At 71.1% G+C, this 23,080-nt stretch carries 17 protein-coding genes; 6 read left to right on the plus strand and 11 right to left on the minus strand.

The features are described 5' to 3' along the window. Positions 1–91 precede the first annotated feature (91 nt). Positions 92–1,681 carry a glutamine-hydrolyzing GMP synthase gene (gene guaA, locus AB0C21_RS23015; protein WP_500206765.1) on the plus strand — a complete coding sequence of 530 codons (1,590 nt, stop codon included), beginning with the start codon at positions 92–94 and terminating at the stop codon, positions 1,679–1,681. Between the two features lie 370 nt (positions 1,682–2,051). Here guaA and ahpD read toward each other — a convergent pair whose 3' ends face one another. The 3 genes from ahpD to AB0C21_RS23030 all read right to left on the minus strand — a co-directional run bounded on the left by ahpD (position 2,052) and on the right by AB0C21_RS23030 (position 4,224). After that, the gene (ahpD, locus tag AB0C21_RS23020; RefSeq protein WP_149258976.1) at positions 2,052–2,594 is read right to left on the minus strand and encodes an alkylhydroperoxidase, AhpD family; all 543 of its coding nucleotides are present in this window, start codon (positions 2,592–2,594) and stop codon (positions 2,052–2,054) included. Positions 2,595–2,692: 98 nt separating this feature from the next. Next, positions 2,693–3,247, minus strand: coding sequence for a peroxiredoxin (locus tag AB0C21_RS23025; RefSeq protein ID WP_500206767.1), 555 nt, complete (start codon positions 3,245–3,247; stop codon positions 2,693–2,695). A 326-nt stretch (positions 3,248–3,573) separates the two neighbouring features. Beyond that, positions 3,574–4,224: a TetR/AcrR family transcriptional regulator gene (locus tag AB0C21_RS23030; protein ID WP_500206768.1), complete on the minus strand. Its 651-nt coding sequence runs from the start codon at positions 4,222–4,224 to the stop codon at positions 3,574–3,576. 73 nt (positions 4,225–4,297) lie between these two features. Between AB0C21_RS23030 and AB0C21_RS23035 the strand changes: the two genes are divergently transcribed. The 4 genes from AB0C21_RS23035 (at position 4,298) to AB0C21_RS23050 (ending at position 14,246) form a co-directional block, all read left to right on the plus strand. Beyond that, the gene (locus AB0C21_RS23035; RefSeq protein ID WP_500206770.1) at positions 4,298–5,806 is read left to right on the plus strand and encodes a carotenoid oxygenase family protein; all 1,509 of its coding nucleotides are present in this window, start codon (positions 4,298–4,300) and stop codon (positions 5,804–5,806) included. Between the two features lie 97 nt (positions 5,807–5,903). Then, positions 5,904–6,836, plus strand: a complete 933-nt coding sequence (locus AB0C21_RS23040) for a LysR substrate-binding domain-containing protein (RefSeq protein WP_500206771.1) — start codon at positions 5,904–5,906, stop codon at positions 6,834–6,836. Between the two features lie 223 nt (positions 6,837–7,059). After that, complete coding sequence (locus AB0C21_RS23045) at positions 7,060–10,494, plus strand: bifunctional glycosyltransferase/CDP-glycerol:glycerophosphate glycerophosphotransferase (RefSeq protein ID WP_500206773.1); 3,435 nt, start codon at positions 7,060–7,062, stop codon at positions 10,492–10,494. 116 nt (positions 10,495–10,610) lie between these two features. Further along, positions 10,611–14,246, plus strand: a complete 3,636-nt coding sequence (locus AB0C21_RS23050) for a bifunctional glycosyltransferase/CDP-glycerol:glycerophosphate glycerophosphotransferase (RefSeq protein WP_500206774.1) — start codon at positions 10,611–10,613, stop codon at positions 14,244–14,246. A gap of 46 nt (positions 14,247–14,292) precedes the next feature. On the opposite strand, the gene AB0C21_RS23055 is transcribed toward AB0C21_RS23050, so the two are convergent. The 7 genes from AB0C21_RS23055 to AB0C21_RS23085 all read right to left on the minus strand — a co-directional run bounded on the left by AB0C21_RS23055 (position 14,293) and on the right by AB0C21_RS23085 (position 21,082). After that, complete coding sequence (locus tag AB0C21_RS23055) at positions 14,293–14,994, minus strand: class I SAM-dependent methyltransferase (RefSeq protein WP_500206775.1); 702 nt, start codon at positions 14,992–14,994, stop codon at positions 14,293–14,295. Between the two features lie 131 nt (positions 14,995–15,125). Then, a complete protein-coding gene (locus tag AB0C21_RS23060; RefSeq protein ID WP_500206776.1) occupies positions 15,126–16,019 on the minus strand; it encodes an SRPBCC family protein in 894 nt (297 codons plus the stop codon). A 211-nt stretch (positions 16,020–16,230) separates the two neighbouring features. Continuing rightward, complete coding sequence (locus AB0C21_RS23065; RefSeq protein ID WP_500206778.1) at positions 16,231–17,085, minus strand: FAD binding domain-containing protein; 855 nt, start codon at positions 17,083–17,085, stop codon at positions 16,231–16,233. Beyond that, positions 17,082–19,481 carry a xanthine dehydrogenase family protein molybdopterin-binding subunit gene (locus AB0C21_RS23070; RefSeq protein WP_500206780.1) on the minus strand — a complete coding sequence of 800 codons (2,400 nt, stop codon included), beginning with the start codon at positions 19,479–19,481 and terminating at the stop codon, positions 17,082–17,084. Before AB0C21_RS23070 ends, AB0C21_RS23065 begins: the two co-directional genes overlap by 4 nt. Beyond that, positions 19,478–19,969 carry a (2Fe-2S)-binding protein gene (locus tag AB0C21_RS23075; RefSeq protein WP_149258987.1) on the minus strand — a complete coding sequence of 164 codons (492 nt, stop codon included), beginning with the start codon at positions 19,967–19,969 and terminating at the stop codon, positions 19,478–19,480. Before AB0C21_RS23075 ends, AB0C21_RS23070 begins: the two co-directional genes overlap by 4 nt. Positions 19,970–20,153: 184 nt before the next feature. Beyond that, positions 20,154–20,861: a CHAP domain-containing protein gene (locus AB0C21_RS23080; RefSeq protein ID WP_149258988.1), complete on the minus strand. Its 708-nt coding sequence runs from the start codon at positions 20,859–20,861 to the stop codon at positions 20,154–20,156. Next, positions 20,858–21,082 carry a hypothetical protein gene (locus AB0C21_RS23085; RefSeq protein WP_500206781.1) on the minus strand — a complete coding sequence of 75 codons (225 nt, stop codon included), beginning with the start codon at positions 21,080–21,082 and terminating at the stop codon, positions 20,858–20,860. The genes AB0C21_RS23080 and AB0C21_RS23085 overlap by 4 nt, the downstream gene beginning before the upstream one ends. A 958-nt stretch (positions 21,083–22,040) precedes the next feature. On the opposite strand from AB0C21_RS23085, the gene AB0C21_RS23090 reads away from it, so the two are divergent. Further along, positions 22,041–22,526: a cupin domain-containing protein gene (locus tag AB0C21_RS23090; protein ID WP_500206783.1), complete on the plus strand. Its 486-nt coding sequence runs from the start codon at positions 22,041–22,043 to the stop codon at positions 22,524–22,526. Here AB0C21_RS23090 and AB0C21_RS23095 read toward each other — a convergent pair. Then, the gene (locus AB0C21_RS23095; protein WP_500206785.1) at positions 22,477–22,911 is read right to left on the minus strand and encodes a hypothetical protein; all 435 of its coding nucleotides are present in this window, start codon (positions 22,909–22,911) and stop codon (positions 22,477–22,479) included. The genes AB0C21_RS23090 and AB0C21_RS23095 overlap by 50 nt on opposite strands. Positions 22,912–23,080: the final 169 nt, after the last annotated feature.

Below are 23,080 nucleotides of genomic sequence, written 5' to 3' on the forward strand. Positions count from 1 at the left end.
CGCCTGTAACGATCGGCTCCGGGGTGCGGCGCATCGGCGCAGGCAGGGGCCCGTAGACTGGGAGACCCTTCCGGCCGGGCGAAAGGCGTAGTTGGTGGCCGCAGACCAGTCCTTTGACACCGTCCTCGTCGTCGACTTCGGCGCGCAGTACGCGCAGCTGATCGCACGACGGGTCCGCGAGTGCCATGTTTTCAGCGAGATCGTGCCGTCCACCATGCCGGCGGCGGAGATGCTCGCCAAGCGGCCGAAGGCGATCATCCTCTCGGGCGGCCCGGCGTCGGTGTATGCCGAGGGCGCCCCGGTCGTGCCGGAGGGCCTGTTCGACATCGGCGTCCCCACGCTCGGCATCTGCTACGGCCACCAGGTGATGGCGCAGGCCCTCGGCGGGACGGTCGAGAACTCCGACGTCGCCGAGTACGGCGGCGCCACCGTCGCCGTCACGTCCCCGGGCATGCTGTTCGCGGGCCTGCCGCACGAGCAGGCGGTGTGGATGTCGCACCGCGACTTCGTGAGCAGCGCCCCCTCCGGCTTCACCGTGACGGCCAGCACGGACGTCACCCCGGTCGCGGGCATGGAGGACCTGGAGCGCGGCTTCTTCGGCGTCCAGTTCCACCCCGAGGTCCTGCACACCCAGCACGGCATGGAGATCCTGCGGCGCTTCCTCTACGAGGGCGCCGGATGCCGGCCGAACTGGACGATGGTGAACATCGCGGACGAGTCCATCGAGGCCGTCCGGCAGCAGGTCGGCGAGAAGCGGGTCATCTGCGCGCTGTCGGGCGGGGTCGACTCCGCCGTCGCCGCCGCGCTCGTCCAGCGCGCCATCGGCGACCAGCTGACCTGCGTGTTCGTCGACCACGGCCTGCTGCGCAAGGGCGAGCCCGAGCAGGTCGAGAAGGACTTCGTCGCGGCCACCGGCGTGAACCTGCACGTCGTGGACGCCCAGGAGCGCTTCCTGTCCGCCCTCGACGGCGTCACCGACCCGGAGGAGAAGCGCAAGATCATCGGCCGCGAGTTCATCCGGGTGTTCGAGGAGGCGGCCCGCGAGATCGTCCACGGCGGGTCCGGGGCCGCCGGGGAGCCGGCCGAACCGGTCGAGTTCCTCGTCCAGGGGACCCTCTACCCGGACGTGGTCGAATCGGGCGGCGGCACCGGCGCGGCCAACATCAAGTCGCACCACAACGTCGGCGGCCTTCCCGAAGACCTCCAGTTCAAGCTGGTCGAGCCGCTGCGGACGCTGTTCAAGGACGAGGTCCGCGCGCTCGGCGAGCAGCTCGGCCTGCCGGCCGAGATCGTCTGGCGGCAGCCGTTCCCCGGCCCCGGCCTCGGCATCCGCATCATCGGCGCCGTCACGCGCGACCGCCTGGACATCCTCCGCGACGCCGACGCCATCGCCCGCGAGGAGCTCACCCGCGCCGGCCTCGACCGCGACATCTGGCAGTTCCCGGTCGTCCTGCTCGCGGACGTGCGGTCCGTGGGCGTGCAGGGCGACAGCCGCACGTACGGGCACCCGATCGTGCTGCGTCCGGTGACCAGCGAGGACGCGATGACCGCCGACTGGGCGCGGCTCCCCTACGAGGTCCTGCAGCGGATCTCCACCCGCATCACCAACGAGGTCCGCGAGATCAACCGCGTCACCGTCGACATCACGTCCAAGCCCCCGGGCACCATCGAGTGGGAGTAGGCAGGATTTCAAAGTCCCGGCCCACTCCGCTCGTCTGGCGGCTGTGTTAATACAGACCCGGCCCACTTCGCTCGCCTGGCGGCTCGCTGCGTGACCGTGCCTGGGCGAACGCGGCATCGCTTCGCGATCTGCCCGGTTCCGCTCGCCTCCGGCTTCGCTGCACCGGCCAGGTCACGCGTTCGCGCGCGTGGCCGAGGCCACTTCGAGACAGGGCCTAGACCCGGCCGCGTAGGCACGGCCGTCCAGACCCGGCCGCATAGGCACGGCAAAGGCCCGGACGGATCCGTCCGGGCCTTTCGCTTTCACCGACAGCGCCGGCCGTGCCGCCAGGCCGTGCCGCCGCCGTCAGACGTGCCGCCAGGCCGCGCCGTCAGACGGTGGCGGGGGCCAGGGCGGCCTCGGCGTCCAGCGTCGCGGCGGCCGCGTTCACCACGGCGGCGATCCGCAGCGCCTCCTGGACGAGCTCGCGCGACAGGCCCGCCTCGCGGACGACCTTCTCGTGCGACTCCAGGCACCGCCCGCAGCCGTTGATCGCCGACACGGCGAGGCACCACAGCTCGAAGTCGACCTTGTCGACGCCGGGCTTCCCGATGATCGACATCCGCAGCCGGGCCGGGAGGGTCGCGTACGTCTCGTCCCCGATCAGGTGGGTGGCGCGGTAGTACACGTTGTTCATCGCCATGATCGACGCGGCGCCCTTGGCCGCCTCGAACGCCTCGGCGGACAGGTTGTCGCCCGCCTCCTCGGCGAGCTCCCGGATGACCACGGTGCTGCGCGTGGCGAGGGCGCAGGCGAGGACCGTCCCCCACAGCTGCTGGTCGGTGAGCTGGGAGGTCGAGGTCAGCGAGCCCAGGTTGAGCTTGGTGTCCTTGGCGTAGCCCGGGAGGGCGCCCTTCAGCGCGTCAACGCTCATGATCATGCGTCCTTTCGTGCGGACGGCCGGCCGCGGTTCGCGCGGCCGGCCGCCGTCGGTCGTGCTGGGACTCCGCGGGTTCGGACCCGGTGAGAGGCTCAGGCGCCCGCGAGCAGCTTGGTCGCGTCGAGCGTCTCCTCGCCCTTGTTCCAGTTGCAGGGGCACAGCTCGTCGCTCTGCAGCGCGTCCAGCACCCGCAGGACCTCCTTGACGTTCCGGCCGACGGAACCGGCGGTCACCATGGCGAACTGGATCTCGTTGTTCGGGTCCACGATGAACGTCGCGCGCTGGGCGACGCCGTCCTCGGTGAGGATGCCGAGCTCCTCGGACAGCTCGCGCTTGAGGTCGGACATCATCGGGAACGGGATCTCCCGCAGGTCCGGGTGGTCCTTGCGCCACGCGTAGTGGACGAACTCGTTGTCGACCGACGCGCCCAGCACCTGAGCGTCGCGGTCGGCGAAGTCCTCGTTGAGGCGGCCGAACTCGGCGATCTCGGTGGGACAGACGAAGGTGAAGTCCTTCGGCCAGAAAAAGACCACGCGCCACTTGCCCTCGTAGGACTTGTGGTTGATCGTCTCGAACGCGTTGTCGGCGTCCAGCGAGACGCAGGCGGTGAGCTCGTACTCGGGGAACTTGTCACCGACAGTAAGCAACGCATGCTCCTTCGACATGAGAAAGGGTCGCCTCCGCATGAGGAGGCGCAGGAAGGCCGCGGGCTTCCCGCCTCGGCGGCCGTGTCACTCAGAGTGCCGTGAGCCGTTTCGCAAGAGAAATCGATCTGTCGCAAGTGATCGATAGGAACTTCTTATCAATAGCTCGCTCGCCTGCCCTGACCTGCGGCGCAATGACCGGGTGGCGTGGAAACCAAGCCGACTACTAGATGTAAATCACATCGACTCGCCCAAAACGGGCTTCACGCTCGGTGACGAGCCAGTGTAGGGCGTCGAGCCCGCACAATACGCATCGAGTGACCTATCCCTCAAAGCAGGTCATTCTCTCGGGGGTGGGCGGCGGCGTGGGTGGCGAGGGCTTCGGCGGCGTCGGCGAACATGTCGGCCAGGCCGGGCAGGGTGGTCTGGAGTTCGCCGTCCAGCCAGGCGATGAGGTTCTCGTTCCAGCCGGCGACCAGCATGGTGGCGACGAACTGCACCCGCGCGTCGGCGTCGGGCGGGATGTCGTAGAACGTCCGGGCGTACTCGATGACCCGGCGGGTGTAGTCGCGGCGCGCGGCGGCCTGGCGCTCGCGCAGGACGGGACTGGCGGTCGCCTCGACCAGCATCACGCGGACCTTCCGGGGGTCCGCGCGGCCCGTCTCCAGGGCGGCCACGGCGGCGGAGCGGACGGTCGTGCGCAGGCCGGCGTCCGGCCCCGCGGCGGCGACGCCCTGGGCGGCGGCCTCGGCGATCTCCATGACGATCCGGTCGTGGACCTCGGTCAGCAGCGCGTCCAGGTCGGCGAAGTTCTCGTAGAAGTAGCGCGGGTTGAGGCCGGCGCGAGCGCAGACGGCGCGCAGGGACGTGCCCCGGACGCCTTCCGCCGCGAGCAGGTCGAGGGCCGCCTCCAGGAGTGCGGCGCGGCGGTCGGCGCGGCGGCGGTCGGCGGTGACGCCGCCGTACGGGCGAGGGCTCACCTCCCAATCTTGACACAGGCGTTTCCAGAATCTACCTTTCTGGCAACACGCGTATCCAGATGGGGAGGCCCCCATGCCCCGGACCAGCGAAGCCGACTCCCCGAAGCGCGAGCCCGTGAACGGCGGGCCGCAGGCCGATCGGGCGGACATGGCGCGCATCTTCGCGCCGCTCATGCACGAGCACGACTACGTCATCGACCAGATCGACGGGGAGCTCCCGTCCGATCTCACCGGCACGCTGTACCGGATCGGCCCGGGCAAGTGGGAGGTCGGGCGCACGCTGATGCACCACCTCTTCGACGGCGACGGGATGGTCTCGCAGTTCGCCTTCGACGGCCGGTCCGTGCGGTTCCGCAACCGCTATGTCCGGACGCCGCAGTTCAAGCACGGCATGGTCTCCAGCGCCCCCAGCCATCCGGGGGTCGGAACGCCGCTCCCCGGCGGATTCTGGGCCAACTTCGTGAAGGGGAAGGGGCCGGCGAACGTCGCCAACACCGGCGTGGCGCTGCACGCCGACCGGCTGCTGGCCCTGTGGGAGGGCGGTCCGCCGCACCGCCTCGACCCCGACACCCTGGAGACGCTCGGCGCCTACGACTTCGACGGGCGGCTGCGCGGCGCGCTCAAGGCGTTCTCCGCCCACCCGAAGTGGGATCCGGTGACGGGCGAGATGTTCAACTTCGGGCAGGACTTCACCCCGCTGCCGTCCCTCAACTGCTGGAAGGTCGACCGGCACGGCAGGCTGCGGCGGCTGGCCAGAGTCCGGATGCTGAACATGCCGTGGAACCACGATGTGGCGCTGACGAGCGAGCACATGGTGTTCGTCCTGGACCCGTACATGGTCGACCTGCGCACCATGTTCGGCGGCGGCGCGTCGGTGTTCGACGCGATCCGGCACCGTCCCGAGAAGGGGACGCGGTTCGTGCTGGTGCCGCGCAACGGCGGCCCGGCGCGGATCGTGGAGCACGAGTCGCTCGTGCACGTCCACGTGGCGAACGCCTTCGAGGACGGCACCGACACCGTCGTCGACCTGGTGCTCTTCGACGACTTCGAGGCGATCAGGCGGGACCTGTCCGAGTTCCGCACGCGCTTCACCGACCTGCCGTCCAGCAGGCTCATGCGCTACCGGATCACCCCGGCGGGACGCGTGATCGAGACGCAGCTGTCAGACACGCCCGGCGAGTTCCCCCAGTACGACTGGCGCCTCTCCACGCGCCGCCACCGCTACACCTACATGACGGGACGGACGGGCCCGAGCGGCGAGTACGACACCATCCTGAAGGTCGACAACGACACCGGACATACGCAGGCGCATGAGGCCGGCCCGGACACCTATGTGGGCGAGCCCATCTTCGTGCCCCGCGCGCCGGATTCCGCCGAGGACGACGGGTGGCTCCTAACCGTGGTGTATCTCGCCGCAGAGCACCGTTCGCGGCTCACCATCCTGGACGCCCGGGACCTCGCCCCCGTCGCGAACCTCCACCTCCCGCACCACCTCCCGTTCGGCTTCCACGGCACCTTCACCTCACGAGTCGCCGATCCCGGCGCCCCGATTCCGCACCCCGACCGCCTCCCCATCCACTGAGGGGCCCCGTCGTGTTAACGCTGTGGCGAATGCCACCCCGCCTCGACCTGGGACGTGTCACGGTGCGTGATCGCGGTTGGGTAATCTCTCGGTCAGGATGGCGATCAGCAGACCGACGGTGGCCCAGTTGCGGGCCTTCCTGGCATTGGCGGAATACCTGCATTTCCGCGACGCCGCCGCCGCGCTCCGCATGAGCCAGCCCGCCCTGTCCGGAGCCGTGGCGGCGCTTGAGGAGAGCCTCGAAACGCGCCTCGTCGAGCGGACGACGCGCAAGGTCCTGCTGACGCCCGCGGGGGAGCGGGTCGCGCGGCGCGCCGAGACCGTCCTGGCGGAACTCGACCGGCTGGTCGAGGAGGTCAAGGCCGTCCGTGGGCCGCTCGTGGGGCCGCTCCGCGTGGGGGTCATCCCGACCGTCGCGCCGTACCTGCTGCCCGTCGTCCTGCCGCGGCTCGCCAAGGAGTTCCCCGACCTGGAACTGTCCGTGCACGAGGAGCAGACGAGTCACATCGCCGCGGAACTGCTCGCCGGGCGCCTGGACGTGGTGCTGCTGGCGCTCCCCGTGCCGGCGGCGGGCGTGACGGAGCTGCCGCTGTACGACGAGGACTTCGTGCTCGTCGCGCCCGCGGGATTCGACCTGGACGCCACCGAGGTGGAGCGGGAAGCGCTGAACGACCTCGACGTCATCCTCCTGAACGAGGGCCACTGCCTGCGCGACCAGGCGCTCGACGTCTGCAGGGAGGTGGGCGCGCGCGCCGCGGCGGCCACGTACGCGACGAGCCTGGCGACGCTGGTCCAGCTCGTGTCAGGCGGGCTCGGGGTGACGCTCGTCCCCGAGACGGCGTTGCACGTGGAGACCCGCCGGGCGCCGAACCTCGGCGTGCACCGGTTCGCGGCACCGGCGCCCTTCCGCCGTGTCGGTCTCGGCTTCCGGTCGACGTCGCCGCGGGCCGACGAGTTCGAGGCCCTCGCCGCGAGCATCCGCACCGCCGTCGCCGACTCGGGCGTCGCCCCCGGCATCCGTCCCGCCTGATCTGTTCCGCCTGATCTGTTCCGGCTGATCTGTTCCGTCCGGTGTCTGCCCGCCTGGAACTCGGGGCGCCGGGGGCGGTGGGCGGCTGATCCGGGGATTAAGGCGCGGGTCAAGTGGTGGCCAGGCGGGGTCAAGTCTGCGTCAGGGGACGTCCTCGCAATAGCGATGCGCGTTCGTGCGGCGGCGTGGCGTCACCATGCTCGTGGGGCGAGGAGGAGGCCCCATGTCCCCGAAGGTCAGCGTCGTCGTGCCTTTCCACAACACCGAGGAGTACTTCCGGGAGTGCCTGGAGTCGCTGGCCGGCCAGACGCTGGGCGACCTCGAAGTGATCATGGTGGACGACGGTTCCACCGACAACGGCGCCGTGATCGCCAAGGACATGTGCGGCCGCGACCCCCGGTTCCGGCTGTTCACGCGGGAGAACGAGGGGCCGGGGCCGGCCCGCAACGCCGGGGTGCGGCAGGCGAGGGGCGAGTACCTGGCGTTCGCCGACGCCGACGACGTCGTGGAGCGCGAGGCCTACGCACGGCTGGTCGCGTCCCTTGAGCGGACCGGGTCCGACATGGCGTGCGGGAACGTCCAGCGGATGGACGACGACCGGACCTGGCAGTCGTTCCTGCACGACGGCCTGTTCACGGAGCCCCGGTCGAAGACGCATGTGTCGTCCATGCCGATGCTGATGCGCGACCGGACGCCGTGGAACAAGGTGTACCGCCGCTCGTTCTGGACCCGGACGGGTCTGGAGTTCCCTCCGGGCTACTACGAGGACCCCCCGGTCACGGCGCGCGCGCACGCGCTGGCCCGCTCCGTGGACGTCCTGAGCGAGACCGTCTACTTCTGGCGCAGGCGCCCTGGGTCCATCACAGAGGACCGCTACGACTGGGACAACTTCAGCCAGCGCATGCGCTCCGCGCGGGCCGTGCGGGACGGTCTGGCCGACTACGCGCCGCACCTCCTGAACGCCTACGACGAGCACGTCCTCATCCCCATCGAACTCCGCGTCCTGTTCGAGGCCCTCCCCAGGACGCAGGACGAGCACCGCGGGGAACTCCTCGCCATCGGGGCGGCCCTGGCCAGGCAGGTGAGCCCGCGCGTCCTGAAGCGGCAGCCCGCGATGACCCGCCTCCAGATGCACCTGCTGTGCCGGCGGATGATGCCGGAACTGCTGGAGGTGCTGCGCTACGTCCAGCTGCGCAAGGCGGCGGACGCGCCGCGGGTGCGGCGCGGCCTGCGCCACCGCTGGTACGCGCAGTTCCCGTTCTTCGAGGACGAGGAGCGGGGCGTCCCGAACCACGTGTACGACGTGACCGACGAGCTCAGACCGGTCGCGGTGATCGACCGGGCCACCTGGGCGGACGGCCGGCTCCGCCTGGAGGGCCACGCCTACATCCGCCATCTGGACTCCTCCAGCGAGGACGGGTCCCGCATCCGGCTCTGGCTGCTGGCGTCCGACAAGCGGGGCCTCGTGCGCGTCCCGGTCAGGAGGGTCCGCAGGCCGGACGTGACCGCCGGGTCGCGGCAGTCGAACGTGACCTACGACTGGTCCGGGTTCGTCGCGGAGATCGACCCGTCCTCGCTGCGGACGTTCGGCCGCTGGCGGGACGTCGACTGGGTGCCGTGCGTCGAGATCGTCAACCGGGGGCTGCGGCGCCGGTCGACGTTCACCGGCCCGCGCCTCACCGGGCGGCAGTGGCCGCGGGAGCGGGAGTGCGCGCCGGGCGTGCTCGTCCAGGGAGTCGCCGGCCGGCACCGGTTCATGATCCAGGTGCGCCGCACGCCGGCGGCGGTCGTCGGCTGCCATCTGGAGGGCGGCGAGCTGTGGCTGGACGGCTGGAGCCGCGTCCCGCTCGGGGACGAGCCGCACGTCACCGCCGCACCGAGGGCGGGGCGGGGCAAGGTGCTCGGGGCGGTCGAGCCGGTCGGCTCCGAAGGGTTCCGGGCGCGGCTGCCGGTCGCCGGGCTGGTCCGGCGCCCGGGCGACTGGGAGGTCACCCTCTCGGACGGGATCCGCCCCTACCTGGACGAGGATCCGGCGGGCGCGGCGTTCCCCGTCCCCGGCGGGGAACTGGAGATCGCCAGGACCCGGCGCAGCGCCCTGCGGATCGTCGTGCGCGGCCGCGTGCTCGCCGTCGAGGAGGTGTCGTGGTCGCCTGACGGGGCGCTCCACCTGGCGGGCACCTGCGCGGACCGGATCGGGCGGCCGGACTCGCTGACCCTCAGGCGGCGTCGGTCGAGCGAGGAGCACGTCGTCGGGCTGCACTGGGAGGACGACCGGTTCACCGCGGTGTTCTCGCCCGCGCGCATGCCGGTGTTCGGGCTGTCCCGCCCGCTGGTCTCCGGCCGCTGGGACGTCGTCGCCACTGTCGGGGGGCAGGAGCAGCCGGTGGTCGTCCGGCGCCACACCCTCCGCGACCTGCCCGAGCCGTTCGAGGCGGGGCTGCACCGGATCACGGTCCGGGCCCAGAAGAGCGATCAGTTGCAGTTGCGCGTGGAGACGGCCCTGGACGACGACGAGCGCGGAGCCTACGCGCAGAGCCGCATACGGTCCGGGCACTATCGGCGCCACCTGAACCTGCCCGTCCGTGAACTGGCCGTGTTCGACGCGTACCGGGGACGCCAGTACTCGTGCAATCCGCGCGGCATCTACGACGAGCTCCGGCGGCGCGACACCGACCTGGAATGCGTGTGGGTCACCGAGAACGGGCAGTTCGGCAAGCCGGCGGGCGCCCGGACCGTCCTCACCGGGACGCGGGAGCACTACGAGGCGCTCGCCCGCGCGCGCTACATCTTCGGCAACTGGTCGCAGCAGGAGTGGTTCACCAAGCGCGAGGACCAGACCTACGTGCAGTGCTGGCATGGGACGCCGCTGAAGAAGCTCGGATACGACGTCAAGCGGATGCCCTACAAGCGCACCGAAGGCGTGGACTGGATGGAGTACGACGTCCCACAGTGGGACCTCCTGCTCGCCCAGAACGCGTTCTCCGTGCCGCTGTTCCGGCGCGCGTTCGGCTACGCCGGGGAGGTCCTCCAAAGCGGCTACCCCCGCAACGACGTGCTGAGCAGTCCGCACCGCGACGAGATCGCGGCGGCGGTGCGGCGGCGGCTCGGCATCCCGGAGGGCAAGCGGGTCGTCCTGTACGCGCCGACTTGGCGGGACGACTTCCACCACGCGATCGGCAAGCGCGCGTTCCGGCTCGAATTCGAGATCGACAGGTTCCGCGCCGCGCTGGGCCGCGACCACGTCCTGCTCCTGCGGACGCACTACCTCGTCACCGACCGCCCGAGGCTGCGGCCCGGCGACTGCGTCATGGACGTGTCCGTCTACCCCGACATCTCGGAGCTGTTCCTCATCAGCGACGTGCTCGTCACCGACTACTCGTCGTCCATGTTCGACTTCGCCGTCACCGGCCGCCCGATGGTGTTCTTCACCTACGACCTGGAGCGCTACCGCGACCACGTGCGCGGCTTCTACTTCGACTTCGACGCCGAGGCCCCGGGGCCGCTGCTCGCCACCACGCAGGAGGTCGTCGAGGCGCTCGGCGAGCCCGCCGCGCTGGAGACGGGGTTCCGGGACGCGCGCGCCGCCTTCGCCGCCCGGTACTGCCCGCACGACGACGGCCATGCCGCCGCGCGCGTGCTCGACCGGGTCCTCCGCTGAGCCCGCCGGACCCGTCGGCCGCCTCGTCGCGCATCCCCGAAAGCCCGCCGAATCCCCAAAAGCCGCCGAATCCCCAAAAGTCACCGGATCCCCGAAAGCCCAGTACGGAGCCGCTCGTGTCCCCGCAGATCAGCATCGTCGTCCCCATCCGCAACACCGGCGGCCGCCTGGCGGAGTGCCTGGAGTCGATCGCGGGGCAGACGCTGCGCGACATCCAGGTGCTCATGGTGGACGAGCCCATGGGGGAGGAAAGGGCGGGCGACGGCGGAACCGGCAAGGACGCGGCGCTCGCCAAGGAGTTCGCAGGACGCGACGACCGCTTCGCGGTCCTGAAGCCCGGTCCCGGCACGGCGGCGATGGACGCCGGCATCGAGCAGGCGAAGGGCCGCTACCTCGCCTTCGCCGACGGTGAGGACGCGGTGCCGCCCTACGCCTACGAACTGCTCGTCAGGACGCTGGACACCACCGGCTCGGATCTCGCGGGCGGCAACGTCATGTGCCTGGACGAGGACCAGGTGTGGCAGTCACCGCTCCACAGGGACTCCTACGCGGAGACCATGAAGTCGACGCACGTGACCCGCCACCCTGCCCTCCTGCAAGACAGGACGGTGTGGAACAAGGTCTACCGGCGCTCGTTCTGGGACGCGCACGGCCTTGAGTTCGGATCCGGCCGGGACATGCTCATCGCGGTGCAGGGCCACCTGCTGGCCTCCGTCGTGGACGTGCTGGACGCGACCGTCTACTTCTGGCGGGACCGTCCAGGGACGGCCATGCGCACCCGCCCCGACCCGGCCGACATCACCCAGCGGATGGCGAACCTCGCGAAGGCGCGGGAACTCGTCCGCACGCACGCGCCGGACCTTCTGGCCGTCCACGACATGTACGCGCTCGACCTGGACGTGCGCGAACTCATGCTGGCCCTGCCCGCCGCCACGTGGGAGGAGCGCGAACGCCTGGTCGAGCTGGGCGCGGAGGTCGTCGCGGAGGCCGGGCGCCGGGCCACCGTCGGCCTTGAGGCGATCAGACGGCTGGAGACGTACCTGCTCGGCGCGTGCATGCTGCCCGAGCTACTGGAGGTGCTGCGCTTCGAGGAGAGGGGGCTGCGGGACGTCCCGCTCGTGTCCCGGGGCCGACTCCGGCAGCGCTGGTACGCCCGCTACCCCTTCTTCGACGACCCGGACACGGGCATCCCGGAGGACGTGTACGACGTCACCGACGAGCTGGTGCTGTGGGCGGACGTCGACCGTGTGGAGTGGGACGTCGACACCCTCATCGTGGAGGGGCACGCCCACTTCGACCGGTTCGGGGTCGCGTCGGTGACCGATTCCCGGATCCGCGTCTGGATGCGCGACGTGCGGACCGGCAAGGAGATCCGGCTGCCGGTGGAGCGCAGGTACGTCCCGGAGGTCACGGCACGCGCCGGCCGGGCGAACGTCTCCCTCGACTGGTCGGGGTTCACCGTCCGGGTGGAGCCCGAATACCTGCTGGACGGCGACGAATGGCGGACGGCCACCTACGAGCTGTTCGCGGAGGTGACGACGGCCGGGCGCAGGGCGGTCCAGCGGCTGACCGCGACGGCGCCGGCCGTGCGGTGGACGGCGGCGCGGCAGGTGGACGAGCACGTGGCCGTCCAGCCGGCGGCGGGCGACGACGACGTGTTCGTCGTCCACGTCAAGCGGGCCAAAGCCGTCCTCACCGGGCTGCGCCGCGAAGGCGACGTGCTGGTGCTGTCCGGCTGGACGCGGCGCGCGCTCGGCGCCGGGGCCGCGATGGTCGCGGTCCGCAGGCACGGGGGAGCCGAGGTCCGCGGCGAGGTGACGCTGCGGCAGGCGGCCGTCCTGCGGATGGCGGAGGGCACCGGATTCGACTTCACGGCGAGGCTGCCGCTGGAGTACCTCGCGTCCGTCCCGGGCGGCGAGCCGCACGGCCCGCACCTGCGCGACGCCATCGACTGGGACATCCGGTTGACGGGCGACGGCGGCCCGCTCCGCCTCACCGTGGCGAGCAACGTCAGGCCCGCTCGGTTCGCCTTCCCGGAGGGGGAGGGGCGCGGCCGGGAGTTCGCCATCAGCCGCACCGCGTTCGGGAACCTGCGCGGGGTCGAGCGCAGCATCCGCCCGGTCGTCACGGACGCCGAGTGGGACGCCGGCGGCCTGCTCACGCTGACCGGCGACTTCGCCGACGCCGAGGACCGCCCCGACCACTTCGTCCTGCGGCGGCGCCTTTCCGGCGACGAACACCGCATCCCTGTCACGTGGGAGGACGGCAACGCCGGGAAGAGCGATGCGACCGCGAAGGACAGCGCCAGCGGGAAGGGTGCCCGGTTCACCGCGACCTTCACGCCCGCAGCGATGCCGGTGTTCGGAACGGACCTGCCCCTGAGCAGCGGCACCTGGGACCTGGTAGCACGCACGAGTTCCGGAGAGGTGGCTCTCGTCGTCGAACGTGAGGCCATCCCCGACCTGCCCGACCGGCATCGCGTCGGTACGCACGAATTCGAGGTCGGCGTCCACCAGATCGACGCGTTGATGCTGTTCAGCCGTCCGGCCTTGGAGGACGACGAGCGCGGCGGCCACGCACAGGTCCTTCTCTTCCAGAGGGACTATCCCGTCTACCTGCGGAGCCCCCTGGCCGATATCGCGGTCTTCAGCAGCTACGACGGCAACCAGTACAGCTGCAGCCCCAGGGCCGTCTATGAGGAGCTCGTCCGCCGCGACACCGATCTGGAATGCGTGTGGATCTCCCGGGACGACCAGTTCGCGGTGGGCGGCAAGGCGGAGACGGTTTTGGCCGGCAGCCGCGAGCACTTCCGCGTCCTCGCGCGCGCTCGGTACATCGTCACCAACCAGGCGATGCCGGCCTGGTTCCTCAAGCGGGAGGGGCAGACCTACCTCCAGACCTGGCACGGCACCCCGCTGAAGCGCATCGCCTACGACCTGAGGGACATGCCGTACCAGCGCATCGAACCGCTGGACTGGATGGAACGGGAGGTGCCGCGATGGGATCTCCTGCTGTCCCCCAGCCCCTACGCCACACAGGTCATGCGGCGGGCCTTCCGGTACGAGGGCGAGGTCCTGGAGGCCGGGTTCCCGCGCAACGACATCCTCAGCACGCCCGAGTGGGAGCGCATCGGGGCCCACGTCCGGAAGCGCCTGGGGATCCCCCAGAGCAAGAAGGTCGTCCTCTACGCGCCGACATGGCGGGACGACCGGTACCACGGTGGGGGCAGACACGGCTTCTCCATGGAACTGGACCTGGACACCATGCGGCAGGCCCTCGGCGACGACCACGTGCTCCTCCTCAGGACGCACCACCTCATCACCGACCGGGACCGCAGGCTCACAAACCGCATCGCCGCGGACCGGCGCGCCGGGAGCGACTCGGGTCCCTTCATCATCGACGTGTCCCGATACCCCGACATCGCCGAGCTGTACATGGCGGCCGACGTGCTCGTCACGGACTACTCGTCCGCCATGTTCGACTACGCGATCCTGGGGCGACCCATCGTCCTCTACACCTACGACCTGGACTGGTACCGCGACCACCTGCGCGGCTTCTACTTCGACCTGGAGGCCGAAGCGCCCGGCCCGGTCGTGCGGACGTCCGCGGACGTCGCCGAGGCCGTCAGGGCGGCGCCCGCCGGCGAGCAGCGCTACGCGGACGCCTACGACCGCTTCTTCGTGAAGTACTGCCCACACGACGACGGCCAGGCGGCGTCCCGAGTGGTGGACCGCATCTTCGGCAAAGCCTGAACCCCCGCCTCAGCTCTTCGGTGAGCACGTAGCCGGGGCCTGCCGCTCAGCCAGGGCGGCGGGCCCGTGCGAACAGTCGCACGCCCGGCCACGAGGCGGTCGGCAGCCGCCGTTCCAGCGCGGCTGACAGGCGCAGCGCCTCGTTGGCGAGCGGGTGCAGCGGCGCCAGATCCTCGCGCCGCGCAGTCCGGTTCCTGAGGAGCCGCAGGAGCGGCCGGTGCAGGACGCCCCTGCTCCACACGCGCTCCAGCACCAACCCGGCGCCCTCCAGCAGATCGACCAGGGCGCGGCGGCCGTAGCGGCGGACGCGTCCGAGGGCCACGTCGTGCGCCGACCAGAGAGCCATGTCGCAGGACACCGACACCAGCGCCGTCCCGCCCGGCCGCAGCACCCGCGCGACCTCCGCGGCCGCACGCGCGTCGTCCTCCACATGCTCCAGCACGTCCAGCACCAGGGCCAGGTCGTACTCGGATGCCGGAAGCGGCAGGTAGCGCGCGTCGCCCTCGTAGGCCTCGACGCCGTGGGCGCGGGCCAGCGCGACGGCGGCCGGGCTCAGGTCGATCGCGGTGGCGCTCCAGCCGTGGTCGGCCAGTACGCGGCAGCACGCACTGGACGCGGCGCCGATGTCGACGGCCGCCCCGGGCACGCTGAACCGCAGCAGTTCCGCGGACAGGATCGCCCGGCGCTCGCGGTACCACCAGTTGTCGTTCTCGATCCGCGCGATCCGCTGGAGCTCGGTGGTGTCCACGGAACAAGCCGACCGCACCGGCGCCGGCCCGTTCCATCGACGCCGCCGCCCGCGCACGGATCGTTGACGCCGCCTTGACCCCGCCCCGGACGTGAACCCCGGACGTGAACCCCGGTCGGGGTCCCGCGAGGTCAGCGCTTCTTGCGGCGGCGCAGGAGGAAGCGGATGAACAGGATGAGCACCACCAGGCCACCGACGGCGGGAACGGCCCGCTTGGCGATCGACGGGCCGACGAACTCCAGCAGGTCGATCGCGTCGTCACTGTCGTCCCTGGCGCCCGCGCGCTCGGTCTCCCCGCGCCCACCGGCCACGTGCAGCGAGGGGCGCTGCGAGGGCTCGGCCTTGACCGGGCCGGGCTTTTCAGTGGTCTCCTCCGGCGTCGCAGAGGCCACGCCGGTCTCGGCCTCCAGCTCCGGCTTGGCGGCCTCCGCGGCGCTCTCTGAGGCCGCGCCGGGGCTCTCCGATACCTCACCGGACGTCTCCGCGGGCGCCACGGCGGCGACGGCGGGCGTCTCGGCGGTGGCCTCGGCGGGCTTCTCGGGCGGAGTCTCGGCGGGCTTCTCAACGGGGACGGCCGGGGCGGGCGCCTCGAGCTCGGCGGCCAGCTGCGTCGCGAACCGGGAAATGATCTTGGAGCCGACCTCGGACAGGATGTTGCGGCCGAACTGCGCCGGCCGGCCCGTCACGTTCAGCTTGGTGTGGACGGACACGCGGGTGATGCCGTCCTCCTCGTGCAGCCTCGCCTGCACGGTCGCCGCCGCCGTCCCGGACCCGCGGGCCTCCTTGGCGGACGCCTCCATCGTGACGACGCGGGACGACTCGTCCGCGGAGACGATCCGCGCGGTGCCGCGGTAGGTGATGGTCATCGCGCCGACCTTCACCTTCATCCGGCCCGAGTACTCCTCGCCCTCGACGGAGTCGAGCGTCGCGCCCGGCATGCAGGCCGCGACGCGCTCCACGTCGAGCAGCACCGACCAGGCCTGATCCACCGGCACGGGGACGGTGAAATCGTGGTCCAGCTCCATGATCAGTGTCCTTATCGTCCGGAGACCTTGCCCGTGACCTTACGGTGGTCGCCCGTCGCGTCGCCAGTGGGGTCATACCCCCCACGCTCCAGGCAACTCGGTACCTCGCAGCCCGGCGAACATGCGGGACGGCGAACAGGCGGGTAGGTGGACATGCGGCCGGGCAACGGGGCGACGGTGCCCGGCCGCATGTCCATGCCGCGCGGGCGGATCAGCCCGCGGCGGCCGCCAGCGCGCGCGCCGTCAGCACCGTGGCCAGATGCGCCCGGTACTCCGACGACCCGTGCAGATCGGTGGGCGGCTCCGTGCCCGCCGCCGCCTGTGCGGCGGCGGTCCGGAACGTGTCCTCCGACACCGACCCGCCTCTGACGGCGGTCTCCACCGCGCTCGCCCTGACCGGGGTCGGTCCCATGTTGGTCAGTGCGATGCGCGCCTCCTCGACGCCGTCGCCGTTGCGGCGGACGGCGCACGCGATACCGACGATCGCCCATGCCTGCGCCGTCCGGTGGAACTTCTCGTAGTGCACGCCCCAACCCGCGCCCAGCTTCGGCACGCGCACGCCCACGAGCAGCTCGTCCGGCTCCATCGCCGACGTCATCCAGTCGACGAAGAACTCCGACGCGGGGATCTCCCTCTCACCGCGCGCGGACCGGACGAGGAGCACCGCGTCCAAGGCGAGCGCGACCGCGGGCAGGTCGCCCGCCGGGTCCGCGTGGGCGAGCGACCCGCCGAAGGTGCCGCGGTGCCGGACCGCCGGGTCGGCGACGGTCTCCGTCGCCTCCACGATCAGCGGGACGTGCTCGCGCACCAGCGGGTCGCGCAGCACCTGGTGGTGCGTCGCCATGGCGCCGATGAACACCGAGTCGCCCTCGTCGCGGATCTCCCGCAGCGCGTCGATCCGGTCCAGGTCGATCAGCGCGTCGGGGTAGGCGAGCCGGAGCCGCAGCAGCGGCATCAGGCTCTGCCCGCCCGCCAGCACCTTGGCGTCCTCGCCCGCGTCGGCCAGCGCCTGGACGGCGTCGTCCAACGAGGCGGGACGGACGTAGTCGAACGTCGCGGGGATCACTGGTCACCTCCGGCCGAGCCGAGTCCGCCGCCCGCGCCCGGTTCCGCGGCGGCGGGTTTCTCCTCCGCGCGCATCGCGCGCCACACGCGTTCGGGCGTGCACGGCATCGGCACGTCGTGCACGCCGTACGGGCGCAGCGCGTCCACGATCGCGTTGACGACCGCCGGCGTGGAGGCGATCGTGCCGGCCTCGCCGACGCCCTTCACGCCCATCGGGTTGGACGTCGCGGGCGTCTCGGTGCGGTCGGTCGTGAACGACGGGAGGTCCGCGGCCGACGGGACGAGGTAGTCGGCCATCGTGGTCGTCGTCAGGTTCCCGTCCGCGTCGTAGACGGCCTCCTCGTAGAGGGCCTGGGCGATGCCCTGCGCGAGCCCGCCGTGGACCTGCCCCTCGACGATGAGCGGGTTGACGACCTTGCCGACGTCGTCCACGGCCACGTACTTGCGGAGCTTCACCATCCCGGTCTCGGTGTCGACCTCGGCTGCGCACAGGTGCGTGCCGTGCGGGTAGGAGAAGTTCTCCGGGTCGAACGTGGCGTCGGAGTCCAGGGACGGTTCCAGACCGTCCGGCAGGTCGTGCGCGGCGAACGCTGCCAGCGCGACCTCCTGGATCGTCTTGCCCTCCTCCTGGACGCCCCGGACGCTGAACCGTCCGCCGCTGAACTCCAGGTCCTGTTCGGACGCCTCCAGCAGGTGCGCCGCCACCTTGCGGGCCTTCTCCACCACCTTTTCGCAAGCGGAGAACAACGCGACGCCCCCGACAGCCAGGGAACGGGAGCCGTAGGTGTCCATCCCCTTGGGAGAGACCGCGGTGTCGCCGTGCAGGACCTTCACGTCCTCGAACGGCACGCCGAGCCGGTCCGCGGTGATCTGCGCCCAGGCCGTCGCGTGGCCCTGCCCGTGCGGAGACGAGCCGGTGACCACCTCGACCTTGCCGGACGGCAGTACGCGCACCGACGCGTGCTCCCACCCGCCGGCCCCGTACGACAGCGAACCGAGGACCCGGGATGGGGCGAGACCGCACATCTCCGTGAACGTGGACACCCCGATGCCCAACTGCACCGGATCGCGCCGTTCCCGCCTGTCCGCCTGCTCCGCGCGGAGCTTGTCGTACTCGAACAGCTCCAGCGCCTTCTCGGTCGCCGCCTCGTAGTTCCCCGTGTCGTAGGTGAGGCCCGCGATCGTCTCGTACGGGAACTCCTCGTGCTCGATCCAGTTGCGTCTCCGCACCTCGATGGGGTCGACGCCCAGTTCGTTGGCCAGCTCGTCCATCATCCGTTCGATGGCGTAGGTGGCCTCAGGGCGGCCCGCGCCCCGGTAGGCGTCCGTGGGCGTCTTGGTCGTGAAGACCCCCGTGCAGGTGAACGACAGCGCGTCCATCTTGTAGATGCCGTTGAACATGAACGCGCCCAGCAGCGGGATGCCGGGCGTGACCAGCATCAGGTACGCGCCCATGTCGGCCAGCAGTTCGACCTTCAGGCCGCGGATCCGGCCGTCGCGCTCGGCGGCGAGCGTGAGCCGCTGGATCTGGTCGCGGCCGTGGTGGACGGTCATGTTGCCCTCGCTGCGGGTCTCCGTCCACTTGACCGGACGGCCGAGCCTGCGGGCCAGCAGCAGCGCGAGGACCTCCTCCCCGTACACCTGCAGCTTGGAGCCGAAGCCGCCGCCGACGTCGGGGGCGACGACCCGGATCCGGTGCTCGGGGATCCCGGTGACCGTGGCCAGCATCAGCCGCAGGATGTGCGGGATCTGCGTGGCCGAGTACAGCGTGAACTCGTCGCCCTCGGGGACGCACAGCACCGACCGCGGTTCCATCGCCGTCGGGATGAGCCTCTGCTGGACGTAGCGGCGCTCCAGCACGACCGGGGCGTCCCTCATCGCGGCGTCGAGATCCCCGTTCTCGAACACCCACGTGTAGGACTTGTTCGTCCCCAGGCCCTCGTGCACCAGATCGGCGCCGTCGGCTATGGCCGCCTCCATGTCCACCACGGCGGGCAGCGGCTCGTAGTCGACGTCGATCTCCTCCAGGGCGTCGACGGCCGCGGCCTTGTCCCGTGCCACGACGCAAGCGACGGGCTCGCCGACGTAGCGGACCTCGTCCACCGCCATGGGCGGATGGTCCGGATGCTTCATGTCCTCGGTCACGACCCACGCGCACGGCAGCGAACCCTGCTCCGCGGCGAAGTCCTGGCCGCTGAACGCGGCGACGACCCCGGGACGCTCCTTCGCGGGCGCGGTGTCGACGCGGGTGATCCGGGCGTGCGCGAACGGGCTGCGCAGGAACGCCACGTACAGCGTGCCCGCGGGCGTCATGTTGTCGGTCCACTTGGTCCGGCCGGTGATGAGCCGGGCGTCCTCGGACCGCTTGCGCGGGGTGCCGACCTCCTGCACGGTCACGGCGTCACCTCCTGCCGGCCGGGCTCGCGCATCTCGCTCGCCGCCCGCCGCACGGCCTTGACGATGTTCTGGTAGCCCGTGCACCTGCACAGGTTCCCTTCCAGCCCCTCCCGGACCTCGTCCTCGGACGGGTCGGGGTTCTCCCGCAGCAGGTCGAGCGACGCCATGATCATGCCGGGCGTGCAGTAGCCGCACTGGAGCGCGTGCTCCTCGTGGAAGGCCTGCTGCATCGGGTGCGTGGTGCCGTCGACGCCGAGCCCCTCGACGGTCGTCACGTCGTGGCCGTCCGCCTGGACGGCGAGCACGGAGCAGCTCTTCACGCTCATCCCGTCCATCAGGACGGTGCAGGCTCCGCAGTTGCTGGTGTCGCACCCGACCGGGGTCCCGACCTTCCCCAGCCGTTCGCGCAGATATTGGACGAGAAGGAGGCGCGGCTCGACGTCGTCTTCGTACGTCGCTCCGTCGACCTCGACACGGATACGTGGCATGCGGTTTCTCCCAGGGACGTCTCGGGGTGGACAGTGAGAGACGTCCCTGGGCGGGGCACGCTGATCCGGCCACGTCATCGGGGCCACCTCCGTGGAAGGCGACCCTACGAACCTAATCCGGGGTTGAATGCCGTACTAGTCCCCGACGTCTCTTATTTACCGACGTCTGGGGGACTGATGGCCGCTAGTGCACGCGGAGCAGAACCGGCCAGGTCTTCGGCCCGACGATCCCGTCGTCGGAGACGCCGCCCCACCGCTGCACCGCCCTGACGGCCGACTCGGTGGTGTCGTCGAACTTCCCGGTCATGCTCACCTCGGGGTGGCTGCGCGCGAGCAGCAGCCCCTGCAGGCTCTCCACGTGCTCCCCGTGGTCGCCCTTGCTCAGCTGCGGCAGCTTCTTCACCATGTCCTCCGTCCAGTTGCCCCCGCCGTACGCGGGCCGTCCGTAACCGGCGATGACGCCGGAGTCCCTGACGCGGCGCCTCACCGAGTCGCTCGTGTTGCCCTCGATCGTCTGCAGCCGCCCGCCGCCGAGGACCTTCTCGACGACGCCGACATGGTCGATCGCGCCGATGCTGTTGGTGGCGCCCCAGTCGAAGAACACGATGTCGCCGGGCTTCGCCTGGTTGACGCTCGCGGTCGTCCCGCTGTGCCAGCGTCCGGCCTTCTGGAAGTCCTGCGCGTGCCACACGGTGTAGGCGCGGTCCCCGCCCGGCAGGACGGCGCTCGCGTTCCCGCTGTGGCGCGCCCAGTAGGTGATGGCCATGTCGCACCAGGACGCCCTGAGGAACTCGTTCCCGTGCCTGGCCGCGTACTCCCGCGTGATCGTGTTAGGGCGGCCCGACATCCCGAGCGACTTGCGGGCCGCGGCGATCATCCCGGCGGCGCTCATGCCGTACCGCCCAGGTCCGCGCCGTCCTGGCCTGTGCCGTCCGAGCCTGTGCCTGCTGTGCCTGGACCTGTGCCTGCCGAGTCTGCGCCGTCCACGCCGGCCAGGCCCTCCCCGCGGAAGATCCCTTCGGCGTCGGGCTCGCCGTACAGCTCCCGGAGGATCTGCTCCTCGTCGGGTTCGGTGGCCCGGTGGACGTCGGGGTTCACGTCCACCTCGTCCATGTGGGTCGCTTCCGCGGTGTCTGTTCTGGTCTGGGGGGTCACGTTGCTTCTCCGCAGCGTTGGACTGTCCGATCGGCCGGGAGCCTCCGTTCTGTGGGCGGCTCCTGGCCGACCGTAATAGGAACATCCACACTTTCTCCGGTTTTTGCCTAAAAACACGCATTAGCTCGCTTTCCACCCCCCACCAGCCAAGACGCCGGCCCCACCCCACCCCGACCGCCCAGCCACCCCCAAGCCGGCCACCCCGACCTCCCGCCCCCACCCACCCGACCCGCCCCCATAGGCGGCCACCCGCCAACTCCAAGGCGGTCGCCTAACCGCCCCAAGACAGCCGACTCATCAGCCCAAGGCGGTCGCCCCATCGCCCCGTCGCCCGCCTACCGGCCGGTCCTTACGGGCTGGGGGAGGGCGAGCCGCCCTTCCGGGCACCGCTTGGGAACGTTCCATTTTCGAGGCGGGGAAGCGGGCCAGTGAGCACGGGCGAATGGCCCGGCAGGGCGGGCAGGGAGTTCTGATCAGGGGATATCTGGCGTTTCCGGGGTACGAGCCGCCTATGTTCTTCTTTTCCTCTTCCCGGCTGGGATGCCTGGGGTCGTTGCTCGTGACCCTGGTACTCACCTGGGCCGTGTACGTGTTCCTCAGCCGCTGAGCCCGCGGCGCGGACGGGGGTTCGCGGATGGGGCGAGGGTTCGCGGAAGGACGGACAGGCACTCGGCGGGCGATTCCGGCCGACTCTGCGTGATCAGCTTGACAAGCTTCGGTTACCGAGTGTCTCCTTGTGTGCGTGACGAAGCGCGCGCAGACAGACAGCCCCGTGGCCCTTGGCCGCGTGGCCAGCGCGCTGTGTCCTTCGTGTTGTCGCTGACCCGGTTCTGGGCGATCGGCGCTCCTGCCGACGGTCCCCGTTCCCGCTGACGATCCGTCTCCGGCCGACACACCTGCACGAAGGACTCTTCCCGTGGACCTTTCCGTGGTTCCCGATCTCACCATGCGCGGCCAGGACGATCCGCACGCCCGCGTGATCGCCCTCCGTCCCGCGACCGTCGGGCAGCTCGCCGCCCGCGTCCGCGCACTCGCCGGACGTCCGGGCGAGTGGTGGCGGCTCGTCCGGTTCGACCCCGACGCGCCGGTGCACGTCCCGCTCGACGGCGAGATCTGGCTGACCACCTGGCCGCCCGGCCATGGCAGAACGATCCGGGCCCAGGTCAGCACGCTGATCGCGGGCGAACTGGCGGAGGTGGTGATCACCGCGCGCGGCGTCACCGAGCGCCCGCTGCGGGCCAACCGGGTCCGGGTGCACGGCGGCGCTCACGGTGTCCCCGGCGGTGTCCCTGGCGGCGAGGAGCCCTATGAGGGTTCGCCTGAGCTGACGAATCCGGGGCCGGCGTTCGCGGTCAGCTTGCACGCCGCTGCAGCACGTCCTTCGGGCCTCCCGCCCAGGTGACGACGAGTTTCCCCGAGCGCAGGACGGCCTGTCCGTCGATCCGGTCGTGCGAGCCGTTCGCGCAGCTCAGCTTGATCCGGCCCTTCGCGTCGACGGTGCCGGTGCAGAAACCCGGCGAGTTGAGGGCGGCGGCGCCCCGGAACAAGAAGAGGGCCACGCGCTGGGAGCCGGAACCCGCCGTCCAGGTGCCGTCCAGCGCCGACTTCTTCTCCACTCCGGGCCGCACCCCGTTCAGCGGCGGCGGCGTCGGACGCGCCGTGGGGGACGCTGAGGGGCGGGAGGAGGCGGGCTCTCCGGAGTCGCTGCAGCCGGCCAGCGAGGCGGCGAGAAGCGCGGTGAGCAGCGCGCCGGGGAGCAGGCTCAGCGCGGGCACGGCCTGCCGCATGGGTCCTCCAGAAGATGAAGACGCGCGGCGGGCCCCGGGGGATTAGGCCCGCCGCGCGTGAACCGGGGGTCGGCGCGGGACGGCCCGGCCGTCCCGCGGAAGATCCACACCAATAGAAACCCGTGGGTTTTTCACGTCAAGATGCTCGGGGACGTCCGGCCGCATCCGG

This window comes from Spirillospora sp. NPDC049024 (assembly GCF_040649235.1).
Taxonomy (GTDB): Bacteria; Actinomycetota; Actinomycetes; order Streptosporangiales; family Streptosporangiaceae; genus Spirillospora.

Coding starts and splice junctions, on each gene's coding strand:
- AB0C21_RS23045 (WP_500206773.1), top strand. CDS start 7,060: ATGTCCCCGAAGGTCAGCGTCGTCGTGCCTTTCCACAACACCGAGGAG.
- AB0C21_RS23060 (WP_500206776.1), bottom strand. CDS start 16,019: ATGGAGCTGGACCACGATTTCACCGTCCCCGTGCCGGTGGATCAGGCC.
- AB0C21_RS23075 (WP_149258987.1), bottom strand. CDS start 19,969: ATGCCACGTATCCGTGTCGAGGTCGACGGAGCGACGTACGAAGACGAC.
- AB0C21_RS23035 (WP_500206770.1), top strand. CDS start 4,298: ATGCCCCGGACCAGCGAAGCCGACTCCCCGAAGCGCGAGCCCGTGAAC.
- AB0C21_RS23040 (WP_500206771.1), top strand. CDS start 5,904: ATGGCGATCAGCAGACCGACGGTGGCCCAGTTGCGGGCCTTCCTGGCA.
- AB0C21_RS23080 (WP_149258988.1), bottom strand. CDS start 20,861: ATGAGCGCCGCCGGGATGATCGCCGCGGCCCGCAAGTCGCTCGGGATG.
- ahpD (WP_149258976.1), bottom strand. CDS start 2,594: ATGAGCGTTGACGCGCTGAAGGGCGCCCTCCCGGGCTACGCCAAGGAC.
- AB0C21_RS23095 (WP_500206785.1), bottom strand. CDS start 22,911: ATGCGGCAGGCCGTGCCCGCGCTGAGCCTGCTCCCCGGCGCGCTGCTC.
- AB0C21_RS23085 (WP_500206781.1), bottom strand. CDS start 21,082: ATGGACGAGGTGGACGTGAACCCCGACGTCCACCGGGCCACCGAACCC.